The 13,627-nt window shown below is 49.8% G+C and carries 14 protein-coding genes; 1 reads left to right on the top strand and 13 read right to left on the bottom strand.

The features are described from left to right. Positions 1-57 precede the first annotated feature (57 nt). The 4 genes from ACO0LC_RS07265 to rplM all read right to left on the bottom strand — a co-directional run bounded on the left by ACO0LC_RS07265 (position 58) and on the right by rplM (position 2,829). On the bottom strand, positions 58-783 hold the full coding sequence (locus ACO0LC_RS07265; protein ID WP_423001977.1) for a DUF6776 family protein: 726 nt from the start codon (positions 781-783) through the stop codon (positions 58-60). A 9-nt stretch (positions 784-792) separates the two neighbouring features. Continuing rightward, entirely contained in the window at positions 793-1,830 is a 1,038-nt protein-coding gene (gene argC, locus ACO0LC_RS07260; RefSeq protein ID WP_423001976.1) for an N-acetyl-gamma-glutamyl-phosphate reductase, read from the bottom strand. 168 nt (positions 1,831-1,998) lie between these two features. Further along, positions 1,999-2,391: a 30S ribosomal protein S9 gene (rpsI, locus tag ACO0LC_RS07255; protein WP_110255177.1), complete on the bottom strand. Its 393-nt coding sequence runs from the start codon at positions 2,389-2,391 to the stop codon at positions 1,999-2,001. Positions 2,392-2,400: 9 nt separating this feature from the next. After that, on the bottom strand, positions 2,401-2,829 hold the full coding sequence (gene rplM, locus ACO0LC_RS07250; RefSeq protein ID WP_110255178.1) for a 50S ribosomal protein L13: 429 nt from the start codon (positions 2,827-2,829) through the stop codon (positions 2,401-2,403). A gap of 430 nt (positions 2,830-3,259) precedes the next feature. Here rplM and ACO0LC_RS07245 point away from each other — a divergent pair, with 430 nt between their 5' ends. Then, positions 3,260-3,715, top strand: a complete 456-nt coding sequence (locus ACO0LC_RS07245) for an OsmC family protein (protein ID WP_423001975.1) — start codon at positions 3,260-3,262, stop codon at positions 3,713-3,715. On the opposite strand, the gene ACO0LC_RS07240 is transcribed toward ACO0LC_RS07245, so the two are convergent. The 9 genes from ACO0LC_RS07240 to ACO0LC_RS07200 form a co-directional block, all read right to left on the bottom strand. Then, the gene (locus tag ACO0LC_RS07240) at positions 3,700-4,479 is read right to left on the bottom strand and encodes a BPSS1780 family membrane protein (protein WP_423002140.1); all 780 of its coding nucleotides are present in this window, start codon (positions 4,477-4,479) and stop codon (positions 3,700-3,702) included. The two genes, ACO0LC_RS07245 and ACO0LC_RS07240, sit on opposite strands and share 16 nt — an antisense overlap. Then, positions 4,479-5,441 carry a homoserine kinase gene (locus ACO0LC_RS07235; protein ID WP_423001974.1) on the bottom strand — a complete coding sequence of 321 codons (963 nt, stop codon included), beginning with the start codon at positions 5,439-5,441 and terminating at the stop codon, positions 4,479-4,481. Before ACO0LC_RS07235 ends, ACO0LC_RS07240 begins: the two co-directional genes overlap by 1 nt. A gap of 31 nt (positions 5,442-5,472) precedes the next feature. After that, positions 5,473-5,904 carry a hypothetical protein gene (locus ACO0LC_RS07230; RefSeq protein ID WP_423001973.1) on the bottom strand — a complete coding sequence of 144 codons (432 nt, stop codon included), beginning with the start codon at positions 5,902-5,904 and terminating at the stop codon, positions 5,473-5,475. A gap of 223 nt (positions 5,905-6,127) precedes the next feature. Beyond that, positions 6,128-7,246, bottom strand: coding sequence for a porin (locus ACO0LC_RS07225; protein ID WP_423001972.1), 1,119 nt, complete (start codon positions 7,244-7,246; stop codon positions 6,128-6,130). 342 nt (positions 7,247-7,588) lie between these two features. Beyond that, on the bottom strand, positions 7,589-8,824 hold the full coding sequence (locus tag ACO0LC_RS07220) for a multidrug effflux MFS transporter (protein ID WP_423001971.1): 1,236 nt from the start codon (positions 8,822-8,824) through the stop codon (positions 7,589-7,591). A 94-nt stretch (positions 8,825-8,918) separates the two neighbouring features. Beyond that, a complete protein-coding gene (locus tag ACO0LC_RS07215; protein WP_423001970.1) occupies positions 8,919-10,400 on the bottom strand; it encodes an NAD-dependent succinate-semialdehyde dehydrogenase in 1,482 nt (493 codons plus the stop codon). Between the two features lie 120 nt (positions 10,401-10,520). Further along, the gene (locus tag ACO0LC_RS07210) at positions 10,521-11,735 is read right to left on the bottom strand and encodes a THUMP domain-containing class I SAM-dependent RNA methyltransferase (RefSeq protein WP_423001969.1); all 1,215 of its coding nucleotides are present in this window, start codon (positions 11,733-11,735) and stop codon (positions 10,521-10,523) included. Between the two features lie 107 nt (positions 11,736-11,842). Beyond that, the gene (locus ACO0LC_RS07205) at positions 11,843-12,274 is read right to left on the bottom strand and encodes a CopD family protein (RefSeq protein ID WP_423001968.1); all 432 of its coding nucleotides are present in this window, start codon (positions 12,272-12,274) and stop codon (positions 11,843-11,845) included. Between the two features lie 14 nt (positions 12,275-12,288). Further along, entirely contained in the window at positions 12,289-13,554 is a 1,266-nt protein-coding gene (locus ACO0LC_RS07200; protein WP_423002139.1) for a glutamate-5-semialdehyde dehydrogenase, read from the bottom strand. Positions 13,555-13,627 lie beyond the last annotated feature (73 nt).

The following is a 13,627-nucleotide window of genomic DNA, read 5'->3' as shown; positions in this document are numbered from 1 at the left end:
AACCCGCAGCAGATGAGAAATGCTATTTTAGCAATTGCAGCAGTTTCTTTACGTGGTTTATAAATTGACCGTTTGCTGAGCACGGACTTGGCCATTGGATAATACCTTGGCCTGCACACCTTTAACCGTCGCTCCCTCTGGCAAGGTAATCGTACCTTCCAGTCTTTGATAATGCCGGAATGACAATTTTAGCTTTCCGGCATCGCCCGACTTAGGATCGGGAAACAGCATCGTAGCAGGTTTACCAACTTGTACCAAGTTCAAGCTGAATTGCATTTCTCCAGTGAAATCCCGTCCTGTCTTGCCGCCCTGCATGACCAATGCTCTATAACGCAGCTGACCTGGACTCAAGATTTCCACTTTGAAATTTTGCAATGAAATCCCCTCAGCACCAACGGCAGAGGGCGTCAGGCTTTCAAAAAAAGCCAGATCATCCTTGAGCTTGAGGTTTTCTGTCGTCAAAGCCTTGACCTGGTCGGTCAACTGCTTTTGCGTGGACTTGTCTATATTGACTGTGCTCTCTATGGTATTGGCGGCCAGCGACAGCTTGTCGCGCTCTGCAGTCAATTCACTTATTTTTGCTTTCAGCTCCTCTACTTGCCCGGCGCTGATTTTAGACCCAAAGGCAAAACTCTTGCCCAGATCATAAGTCCACCAGGCTACACCGGCAGCGATACCGATGACGATACCCGCCACGGCCACCTTGAATGGCCATGATCTTTCATGGGTAATCGTCATTTTGGGCGCCAGATAGCGCTTGGGGGTCAGACGTGACTTAGGCATGGCCTGGGCTTAAGGCATAACCGGTACGTGCATCAAGCCTGTACTTTCTTCCAGGCCGAACATCAAATTCATACACTGCACTGCCTGGCCAGATGCACCTTTCACCAAATTGTCTTGCACGACCAGTATGACAACCGTGTTGCCATTGTTTGGCCTGTGCAAAGCCAGGCGCAACATATTCGAGGCGCGGGTGGAACGGGTTTCTGGATGCGAGCCAAATGGCAATACATCAACAAAGACCTCATCCTTATAGGCATTTTCAAACAGGGCTTGCAAATCTTCGTTGCTGATTTCTGTGTTCAGGCGCGCATACAGCGTGGAATGCATACCACGTATCATAGGCACCAGATGTGGCGTGAACAACAAGCCCACCTGGTCTTTGCTGATGCGCTGCAATTGCTCTATGGTCTCTGGATGATGCCTATGGCCGGAAACACTATAGGCTTTGAAGGAGTCATTGGTCTCCGAGAACAAAAGACCAAGTTCAGCCTTGCGGCCAGCACCGGAGACGCCGGATTTACAATCAGCGATGAGATTGCCCGCATCAATGACGCCAGCCTTCAGCAGAGGTGCAAAACCCAGTTGCATGGTGGTTGGGTAGCAACCTGGGTTGCCAACCACTCTGGCAGTTTTTATAGCTTCACGGTTCAGCTCTGGCAAGCCATACACGGCTTCATCCAGCACATCGGTACAGGTATGCGGGATGGCATACCATTTTTCAAATTCAGCCACATTTTTCATGCGGAAGTCGGCTGCCAGATCGATGACTTTGACGCCAGCAGCCAGTAACTCAGATGCCTGGGCCATGGCAACACCATGCGGAGTGGCAAAGAAGACGACATCACATTCTTTGAGATTGGCTTTGTCAGGCGCAGAAAAAGCGATATCGACGCGACCACGCAAGGAAGGGTACATTTCAGAAACCGGCAAGCCGTCTTCCTTACGGGAAGTGATCGCCGTGATGTGCGCCTCAGGATGGGTGGCCAATATGCGCAATAATTCTACCCCGGTATAACCCGTGCCACCTACGATGCCAATTTTGATCATATGCTTTCCTTGCAAGAAATTTTGACGCTATTCTAGCAGCATAAGAGTCTATGACAATGTGATTGAAAAAACTCGTTACATGCTCCAAAGCAAAAAAGCCGCCCTTGCAGGCGGCTTTCTCTTGTAACAATTGCTGCAATTGTAGTAATTGCTTCCAGCGATAAAAAATTAACGCTTGGAGAATTGTTTTGCGCGACGTGCTTTGCGCAGACCAACTTTTTTACGTTCAACTTCGCGAGCATCACGAGTAACGAAGCCAGCTTTGGACAATTCAGGTTTCAAAGCTGCATCGTAGTCGATCAGAGCACGAGTGATGCCGTGACGAACAGCACCGGATTGGCCAGATTCGCCGCCGCCGTGAACGTTAACCATAATGTCGAATGTTTCGAGATTATTAGTCAGTTCCAGAGGTTGACGGATGACCATCAGGCCAGTTTCACGAGAAAAATACTCGTTTGCTGGTTTGCCGTTGACAACGATCTTGCCGCTGCCGGATTTCAGGAATACGCGAGCAACTGCGCTCTTGCGACGGCCAGTTCCGTAGTTGTAATTACCGATCATGGCTAATCCTTAGATGTCGAGTACTTGTGGTTGCTGAGCTGCATGCGGATGTGTTGCATCTGCATAGACTTTCAGCTTCTTGATCATTGCATAGCCGAGTGGGCCTTTAGGCAACATGCCTTTAACAGCTTTCTCGAGTGCACGACCTGGAAAACGCTCTTGCATTTTCTGGAAATTTGTTTCATAGATACCGCCTGGATAACCAGTGTGACGGTAGTATGTTTTGTTCAGAGCTTTAGTACCAGTCACGCGCAGTTTGCCTGCGTTAACAACAACGATAAAATCGCCTGTGTCTACGTGTGGTGTAAATTCTGGTTTATGTTTGCCGCGTAAACGGAGTGCCACTTCGCTGGCAACACGTCCGAGTACTTTATCTGTCGCGTCAATCACGAACCAGTCGCGCTGAACCTCATGGCCCTTAGCGGAAAAGGTTTTCATGTTGAATCCTAATAAAAGTTAAAAACGCCCTGAATATTCTGTGTTTTTGGTGGTTCTGCCATTTATTTCAGCAGACTCGTCCTTATCACTTCTCCCTTGGGCGATCAGGGAGTCGGAAATTATAGTATTTTCAAAGACTTAGTGCAAGGATTGTTTAATTTTTGTGCAGGCTTTGTGGAAAGCATGTGGAAATACAGGCAAAAAAAACCCGAAGACTGGCTTCGGGTTGAATCCACCAAAGGAGTAGGTGGAGGAGACAATTGCGAGGTTAGTTGACAGGCTTGCCATTAACTAACCGATGAGTCAATAATAGGATAAGAAATTGTGCAGTGCAAGGTAATTTACAGTTTGTTGCGTAAAATTTTACGATTCTGCGCAATAGGCTACAATTTACAGATGGTATTTTCTTTGACAACGCGAGGGTATAAGTATGGAAGCTACAGTACGCTGGACGGGTTCATCCGGCATGTCTTTTCTGGCAGAGACCGGTTCCGGTCACGCCGTTTTAATGGATGGTGCACCTGATGGTGGTGGTCGTAATCTGGCACCGCGCCCTATGGAAATGGTGTTATTGGGCACGGGTGGCTGCTCCGCGTATGACGTTGTACTGATTTTGCGCAAGGGCAAACAGGATATTCGTGGCTGCGATGTCAAACTGACAGCAGAACGTGCGGACACTGAGCCCAAAGTGTTCACAAAAATCAATTTCCACTTTGTCGTACGTGGCCGCCAGTTAAAAGCTAATCTGGTAGAACGCGCCATCAAGCTGTCGCATGAAAAATACTGCTCAGCTTCCATCATGCTGGAAAAAACTGCGGTGATGACGCATAGCTTTGAAATTATTGAAGACCTGGACTTGCCTTCAGAGCATCAGGCAGCAGACTGATTTTCCTGGTCCGGCTTACCGAAAACATCTGTGTAAGTCGGATAGGATGAACAAAAGGCAATGACGAAGATAATGAATGAGAATATTGTTAACATCAGCTTGCCTACATTCACATCTATGGCATAAAAAATGACTGCCAGCGGGCCAATTAATAGTGTGATGCCGTACCAGCAAAAAAAATAGACGAGTAATGCTTTCCAGGAATGCAGTACAGCAAAAAAACTATAGAACAGGGATTTAAAAAGCGACATACGCTGCCACACCATCAATGGGATGCTGTACCAAAATGCCATTAAAAATGGTATATAGATAAGAAAAGTCGAGAAAATCGCTTTTACAGGCACCGTCTTTTCGAGACTGGCAGCATCCATGGTTTCCACTGTCACAGCGGCTTTCATAAATGTCGACAACTCCCCGTCATTGAGCTCGTCAGAACACCAGAATGCAAAAATAATGGCCACCATGCGAAGCAGGCCAGACCCTAGCAAGGCGAGCAATTGCGGCGATTTAAAACCAATAAAAAGTAAGTCAGGCCTTATTTTTTGCTCATTCTCAGTGAGCAAACAAGCCTGAATAAGACCAACTGAAAATACTGGAAACAAAAAGAAACTGATGAATTGCCCAGCAATGGGAATGAACCCCAGCAATTGCGTGAGCACCATCCACAAGAAAAACAGGCTGAGCAATTCCATAGGTCGCTTGCGGTACAGCAATAAACCCTGCTGTATCCAGGCCCAGCCGGACTGTGCGCTGACTGTATTCATCATGCTATCGGCAAAGCCGGTACCCGACCAGACTCTCGCAAGCGCAGGATACGCTCAAAATGCGTGGGATCATGCGGCGTCAGCATTTCAGCATCCCTGGGCTGGTAAAAATCATACAGCCGCGAGAGCCAGAAACGCAGTGCAGCAGCACGTAGCATGGGTTGCCAGGCAATCGCTTCCTCTTTAGTGAAAGGACGTACAGCATGATAGGCACTCAACAAAGCTAGCACTCGCTCTTCATCAAGCACGCCCGTCGCCAGTTCAATACACCAGTCATTGACAGTCACTGCCACATCAAACAACCAGGTGTCACAACCGGCAAAATAGAAATCGAAAAAACCAGTCAGGCGTTCACCATCAAACATGACGTTATTACGGAACAAGTCAGCATGTACAGGGCCGCGCGGCAAGGCCTTGTAAATCGGCGTGCTGTCAAAAGCATCCTGGAAATGTACTTCAGCACGCAACAGATGCTGCAGCTCATCGGACAGGAAAGGCAAGACCTTGGGCGTGGTCTCATGCCACCAGTCCAGCGAGCGCAGGTTAGGTTGCGCTATAGTGAAATCCTTGCCAGCCATATGCATGCGCGCCAGCATAGCCCCAACCGCAGCACAATGCACGGCCTGCGGCTCCATTTGCGACTTGCCTTCCAGTTTGCTGACTATCGCAGCAGGCTTGCCATGCAGAGTGACCACCAACTCCGCTTGATCATTGGCGATAGGTGCGGGCACCAAGACGCCATGATCGGCGAGATGACGCATCAATTTCAGATAAAACGGCAGTTGCTCAAAATTCAGGTTTTCAAATATCGTCAATACGAACTCACCTGCTTCAGTATTGATGAAAAAATTACTATTTTCTATGCCTGAAGCGATACCTTTGATACTCAAGGCCCTGCCTAAGGGGAATTGCTGCATCCAGGGACCAAGGTCTTCCAGACTTACCGGTGTAAAAACTGCCATGTCAATTAAAGATAAGAGCTAAAGTGAATACTTACTTGGAAGCAGCGGCGCTGGCAGAGGCGGCTGATTTTGCCGGTGCAGGTGCCAACACGTCAGGGGGATTGCCTTCTTTGACTTCTTTCTTGCCGCCAAATTCCAGGATGGTCCATTGGGCGGCGCGATTGGCATCGCCCTGCACCGTTCCCTTGGGCGCATTACCGACTTCCGGGTCGGCTTTGACTGTGTAATTGCTTTTACCAGACTTGACCTGGACTTCAGTTACCTTGCCACCATTACTGCGCTTTTCCATTTGCTTGTTCTTGGGCTCAGGCTTACTGACTGATATACCTTGCGGGTCAGCAACCTCTTCCAGTTTTTCCAATTTGGGTGGCGGTGGCGCATCGACCTTGGCAGGTGTTTGTGCGTTAGCCAATTGAGTAGCCGCCAGCATCACCGACATCAACAGCCATGCAGATTTATTCATGATTTTCATGTTAAAGCCCGGAAACAATATATACAACCATTGTAGCAAAGCCCTGACTGGGCTGTCAGGAATATACGGCAACATGCTGCAGCAAAGCAGATTTCATGTTTGCCTCCATTCAGAATTGCAACGTCTGCCCGGACAAAACGGTTTATAGACAAAAAAAAGAGTGCTCATAACGAGCACTCTTTTTCCAACATGAAGGGACTAGCCCTTCATGGAATTAGAACTGGTGACGTACGCCAGCAGTCAATTCTTTTACAGAAGCACCACTAACAGCAGTAGCTGCCAGTTGTTCTCTGGAATTTGCATCTTGTGTCAAACGAGCGAATGCTGTGTACAGATCAGTACGCTTGGACAGGGAGTAGTTGTAAGCGATAGCGAATTGTTTTGCATCGCCAACTTGGCTAATTGCATTGAATGGTGTGGAGTTTTTCAATTGTGTGAAACCAGCAAATACTTTGCCGTTTGCATCAACTGGAACTGTCACTGCCAATGTGTAGGCTTTCTTATCCAGAGTCAGGTCGTCTGTCGTTTTTTGATAGATGAATACTGGCTTGGCAACGCCGAAGTCATAAGATGCTGCAACAGAAATACCTTTTTTGGCATTTGTGAACAGTTTAGCGTCTTGTGCATTGTCTTTCAGGTAGTTGAAACCAACTTCCAGAGCGTCAACTTTGTAGCCCAGAGTCAGACCCAGGGAACGACCAGCAGAGTTGTCGCCAGCTGCTTCGCCGAAACCGTATTGGGCAGCAGCAGAGAAACCACTCAGGTTACCTGGTGTGGAATAGAAAACGGAATTGCTTACGCGGCCTGTGGAGTTTGCGTTAACGCCAGCAACAGTAGCAGAGCCACCAACGAAGTACAGAGCGCGAACGCCTGTGCCGCTGTTGATCAGAGCGGAACCAAACGGATCAAAGTTGTCGAAGTATTTCAGAGTTGGAGACTTGTCACGACCGAAATCAACTGCACCGAAATCGCCAGACAGACCAACTGTGGAACGACGGCCAAAAGTACGGCCTTGATCGGATTCACCAGTATCAACCAGAACGCCTTGTTCCAGAACGAAGTTTGCTTTCAAACCGCCGCCCAGATCTTCAACACCTTTGAAGCCGATACGGGAACCCGCTTCTTGGCCACTTTGGAGTTTGTTGAAACGGCCAGCTGGTGTACCGTTGTCCAGGCTTTGGAAGCCAACGTCAACAACACCGTAGATTGTTACAGTAGATTGTGCGAAAGCCGCGCCAGAGAAAGCACCCAACAGAGCGAGTGCGAAAATTGATTTTTTCATTATCATGTATCCAAAAATGAATGTTAAGTTTTTACCAACATCATCAAGCACGGTAAAAACAGAAGCACAGGTGTTTTACAGCCTTGAATCAGCAAGAGATCCAATGACAAGCGGCACGATACCTGTGGAAAGTGACAACTTGATGAATTCAATGTGTTTAGAAAGCTACACTTTAAATAAGTTCGCAAAATAAAGACACGATGGATATCTTATTTGCATATGCGGAACGAATAGTACACAAAATCTGGAAAAGCTGCTGACAAGCTTGATTTTAGTCCATTGTTGCAAAGCACCAATTATATAGGGTTGGCTAAAAGTATTTCAAGTAACTGACTTGAAATTTATTTACTCTCTTGTATTCAGGGAAATTTAGATTGACTATTCTCCACCCCATTACTCTATCGTTTCCCAGGCATTTTGCTTCTGCGCAGTCATGGCACGCCAATAGGCGCGTCCTGTATACCACATGATTGCACCTATACCTGCGCAGGCAAATTGACCTAAAGCCAGTGTCAAAACAGAATGATCCAACGCTGGTGCAACAATGCCCGCGATAACAGCACCCAGCAAAGTCACGGTCGCAGACTGGCAAGAAGCAACAATGCCTCTTATATTAGGAAATAAATCCAGTACTAGCAAGGTCGCTCCTGGCGCGACCAGTGACATGCCAAAAGTATAAAAAAACAAGGGGGTCACAGACCACAAGAGTAGTGGTGGGGAAAAATAGTGAAAAACGACATTAAACAGGGACGCGCCTAACAGGAAGCAAAAGCCTATGCTGACCTGCTTCCATACTGTCATTCTGCCTGCCAGCCTATTGGCTGCCAGTGCACCAAAAAATATGCCGCCGACTGAGGGAACAAACTGCCAGCCAAACTGATCTGGCCCCAGATGCAAGTGCTGGGTAATAAAAGCCGGTGCAGCAGACACATACAGGAAGAGACCGGCAAAATTAAAGGCTATTGTGCCTGCCTTCAAGTGAAATAAAGGGGACTTGAATACTTTTTTATAACTTTCCCACAAAAATTCGGCACTAAACGGCTGGCGCTTGTCCATAGGCAGGGATTCTGGCAAATGCTTGTAGCAAGCCCACCACAAAACCACCGTGTAGCCAAACAGCAAAAGGAAAATCGCCCGCCAGCTCAGGAAACCGACTACCCATCCCCCCAGGATAGGTGCCATCGCAGGGGCGATGGAAAAAATCATGGTGACCAGGGATAGCAGGCGCTCGGCCTCTGCCCCGGCATACAAGTCGCGTATGATGGCACGCCCGACCACCATGCCAGCCCCTGCAGAAACCCCTTGCAAGATGCGGAAACCCCACAGGTAATGAATACTGTGTACAGAAGCACAACCAAAACTGGCCACGGCAAATACGGCCAAAGCCACCAAAATCACATTGCGCCTGCCAAACGCATCTGATAAAGCGCCATGCCATAAGGTCATGACTGCAAACGACAACATATAAGCCGTCAGCGTTTGCTGCACTTCAAGCGCACTCGCATGCAGGGTCGCCTGGATATTGGGGAAAGCAGGAAGATAAGTATCAATCGAGAAGGGACCAAGCATGGCCAGGGCAGCCAGTAAGGTCGCCAGGCCAGCATTATTGATCTTGGATGCAGAAGACATGGGCAAATTCGGTTCGCCTGCCAGCAAATATCACTGACAGGCATAGGACTACACATTGGGAGCTAAGGAAAATCTGTGTCGGATGAACACAGATTCAAATGCCGCCCATACAAAGGTACTTCATTTCCAGATATTCATCCATGCCATAGACTGAGCCTTCACGCCCCAGGCCGGATTGCTTGACGCCGCCAAACGGCGCCACTTCATTCGAAATAAGGCCGGTGTTGATGCCTACCATGCCATATTCCAGTTTTTCAGCAACTCGCCAGACACGGCCTATGTCGCGTGAATAAAAGTAGGAGGCCAGGCCAAAATCGGTGTTATTCGCCGCGGCAATGGCTTCTTCTTCGGTCTGGAACTTGACGACTGCTGCCACCGGGCCAAAGGTCTCTTCATTCATGATCAACATGCCAGATGTGACATTCGACAGCACGGTTGGTTCATAAAAAAGTTTGCCCGCTTCCAGCAATTTGCCACCAGCCTGCAAGCTTGCACCTTGTTTCAAGGCATCGGCCACATGTTCCTCTACCTTGGCGACTGCTTGCGCATCGATCATCGGCCCCTGGTTGATACCAGCACCAAAGCCATCGCCCACCCTGATCTTTTTAGCCCCAGCTGAGAGTTTTGCTACAAAGGCATCGTAAATTGATTCATGCGCATAAAAGCGATTGGTACAGACACAGGTCTGGCCAGAATTACGGAATTTCGATTGCAAGGCCCCTTCCACCGCGGCATCAAGGTCGGCATCTTCAAACACGATGAAGGGAGCATGACCGCCCAGTTCCAGAGCTAGCTTTTTCACCGTCTGGGCAGATTGACGCATGAGGATACGGCCTACCGGTGTTGAACCAGTAAACGACAAATGCCTGACTACAGGGCTGTCGCACAAGACTTTGCCGACAGCGATGGATTGCTCGGAATCAGCCGTGACGATATTGATGATGCCTGCCGGTATGCCAGCCCTGTGCGCCAGTTCTGCCATGGCCAGTGCAGACAAAGGTGTTTGTTCGGCAGGTTTGATGACGATGGAGCAACCAGCGGCTACCGCAGGTGCCACCTTGCGCGTAATCATGGCGATAGGGAAATTCCAGGGCGTGATGGACGCGCAAACACCGATAGGCTGCTTCAAGACCACCATGCGCTTGTCGCTCCAGGTCGAGGCCATGACATCACCGGATACGCGCTTGGCTTCTTCGGCAAACCATTCTATGAAGCTGGCACCGTAAATGACTTCGCCCTTGGCCTCAGCCAGCGGCTTACCCTGCTCTGCCGTCATGATGGCGGCCAGGTCGTCGGCATTTTCTATCATGAGGTCAAACCATTTGCGCATGAGCGTCGCACGCTCTTTGCCGGTTTTTGCGGCCCACAGCGGAAAGGCGGCTTGCGCAGCCTTGATGGCGGCTTCGGTATGGCTGGCGTCCAGGTTCGGTACTGTGCCCAATATTGCCAGCGTGGAAGGATTATTCACTTCAAAACTAGCCGCACCTGTGAGCCATTCGCCATTGATATAGGCCTGGTCGCGTAATAAGGATGGATCTTTTAAATTCAGTTGTTTGGCGGTTGATTCCAGTGCCATGACTACATCTCCTTGCAGAATCTTGAAATGAAGCCTCAAGCCTAAAGCAAAACGGCCAGGTCTGCTGAGACCTGGCCGCTTTTCTGTAACCTATAGCAACTTATAACAACAGCATGAAAATTATTCAGCGATATCTTTAGGCTTGGCTTCTTCTCTGCGGTTAAAGCCTGCGACCATGTCAAAGCGGAACAAACGGCATTCCAGTGCACCATTGAAGAATGGTGTCTTGCGCGATTCTTTCAGGCGCAACATCTTGGGCAAACCCAGGTCAGCAGTGAACAGGAACACACTCCAGCCAGCAAAGCGCTGCTTGAGCGTGGTACTGAAGGCACTGAAGAAATCCTTGGCCATGTCATCATCTTCCATCGAGCTGTCACCACGCACACCGATACGCTCACCGTAAGGCGGGTTGGTCAGCAAGATGCCAGGCTCTGTCGTTGGCGCCTTGATTTCCTGCGCTTCTATCTGCTTGAGTGGCACGTCAAAACGTATGCCCGCCTTGTTCAGGTTATTGCGCGTCATGACTATCATGTCGCCAGAAATGTCGCTGCCAAAAATCGTTGGTTCCGCAGGCAGAGGATGTGGCTTGGCGCTGGCCTTGATCTGGGCCCAGGCATCAGCATCGAACTGATGCATTTTCTCGAAAGCGAATTCACGTTTCAAGCCAGGTGGTATGCCTGCCAGGATTTGTGCAGCTTCAATGAGGATGGTGCCGGAACCGCACATAGGGTCAAACAAGGGTGTGCCAGGCTTCCAGCCTGCGGTGCGCAACAGGCCTGCTGCCAGGTTTTCACGCAAGGGCGCATCACCGGTTTCCAGACGCCAGCCGCGCTTGAACAAAGGCTCGCCGGAGATATCCAGATACACCGTGAAATTGCGTGCGTCCATGAAACCGACGATGCGCATGTCAGGGTTCTTGGTATTGACTGACGGGCGCTGGGTAAACTGGTCGCGGAAGCGGTCACAGATCGCATCCTTGATTTTGAGGGTGGCAAAGTCCAGGCTCTTCAAAGGTGATTTGACTGCCGTGACATCAACGCGGATGGTGTGATGATAACCAAACCAGTCTTCCCAGGGCTGTGCCAGCACCAGGTCGTAAATATCGTTTTCATTGGTATAGCCAGAATGCGCCATACGCATCAGCACGCGGGATGCTATGCGTGAATGCAGGTTGATACGCCAGCCATCATGCATGCTGCCTGAGCAGTGCACGCCGCCCGGCACCTGATTGTGTACAGTCATGGTTTTATCCATTGCTGCAATTTCACCGAGCTCTTCAGCCAGGGCTATTTCCAGGCCACGTGGGCATGGACAAAAATAAGAATAACGCGTCATAGGTGTACCCTTTATCCGTTAAAAAAAACGATGGTGAATATTCACCGCCAATGGCTGGCCTGGAGTTCTGCACTCCAGGTCAGCCGTACTTGGAAACCTCGTCAAACCTAGAAAGGTTTGACGACTACCAATATCAATATCGCCAGCAACAAAATCACCGGCACTTCATTAAACCAGCGGAACCAGACATGGCTGCGCTTATTAACGCCCTTCTCAAACTTTTTCAGCAAGCTGCCACAGGCGTGGTGATAGCCTATCAGCAAGATCACCAAAGTCAGCTTGGCATGCAGCCAGCCATTACCTGGCCCCTTGCCTATGCCATAGCCTAGCCATAGCAACAGACCGAAGATCAAGGCCAACACCGCCAATATGGTCATGAAACGATACAGTTTGCGCGCCATCAGCAACAGGCGTTCTGTCGTGGGTGGATGATTTTCCATCGCCAGGTTGACCAGGATGCGAGGCATATAAAACAGACCAGCGAACCAGGACGTAACGAACAGGATGTGGAAAACTTTAACCCAAGGATAAAAAACCATATTGCTCTTTCTTTTTATTGGCGCACTTCACCATGGCCAAAGACTACATACTTCATCGAAGTCAGACCTTCCAGACCTACCGGGCCGCGTGCATGCAGCTTGTCATTTGAGATACCTATTTCTGCACCCAGGCCATATTCAAAACCGTCAGCAAAACGGGTGGAAGCATTCACCATCACCGAGGCGGAATCGACTTCGCGTAAGAAACGCAGGGCGCGACTATAATCTTCTGTGATGATGGATTCTGTGTGTTTGGATGAATAATCATTGATATGCGTAATGGCCTCATCCAAGTCAGCCACCACCTTGATGGCCAGGACAGGGGCCAGGTATTCAGTACTCCAGTCTTCTTCTGTTGCTTTAGCCAGATGCGGGTAGCCTGCCAGTATTGCAGCAGCGGCTTCATCGCAACGTAATTCCACCTGTTTTCCTGCATACAGCTCAGCCAGTGCAGGCAAGACTTGCGCGGCTATGCCTTGCGCGACCAGCAAGGTTTCCATGGTGTTGCAAGTACCATAACGGTGGCACTTGGCATTGAATGCCACGTCCACGGCTTTTTTGAAGTCAGCCTTGTCATCAATATACACATGACAGATACCATCGAGATGTTTGATCATGGGCACTGTGGCTTCTTGCATCAGACGCGCAATCAAGCCCTTGCCGCCGCGCGGGACGATGACATCGACATACTGCGGCATGGTGATCAGCTCGCCAACAGCAGCGCGGTCTGTGGTCTCGACGATCTGTACTGCATCAGCGGGCAAACCGGCACCAGCCAGACCTTCCTTGACCAGTTTCGCCAGGGTCTGGTTGCAATGGATGGCTTCAGATCCGCCGCGCAATATGGTCGCATTGCCACTCTTGATGCACAGGCCAGCCGCATCTACCGTCACATTCGGGCGTGCTTCATAAATGATGCCGATAACGCCCAGTGGCACGCGCATTTGCCCTACCTGTATGCCGGTGGGGCGGTATTTCATGTTCGAGATTTCACCTATGGGATCAGCCAGGCTGACGATCTGTTCCAGACCTTCAGCCATGGTGGCTATCGCCTTGTCGGACAGGGTCAGCCGGTCCAGCATGGCGGCTTCCATACCCGCTGCCTTTGCTGCGGCCAGGTCAAGCTCATTGGCGGCGCGCAAGGCAGCCGCTTCACGCCTGATGGCGACAGCGATCAGGGACAGGGCCTTGTTCTTGGCGGCGGTGTCGGCTTTGGCCATGGCGCGCGATGCTGCGCGGGCACGGATGCCGAGGTCATTCATGTAATGCTTGATATCCATATCGTCATTCAGAGAACGTCTGGTTCTCATATTCGTTGATCAGCCACCAGCAAGGTGGCGAGGGAATTCAATT

The sequence above is a fragment of the Undibacterium sp. JH2W genome (assembly GCF_049340425.1).
Classification (GTDB): Bacteria; Pseudomonadota; Gammaproteobacteria; order Burkholderiales; family Burkholderiaceae_D; genus Undibacterium.
The sequence above is the reverse complement of the archived record's forward strand: the minus strand, read 5'-3'. Positions and strand labels throughout refer to the sequence as shown.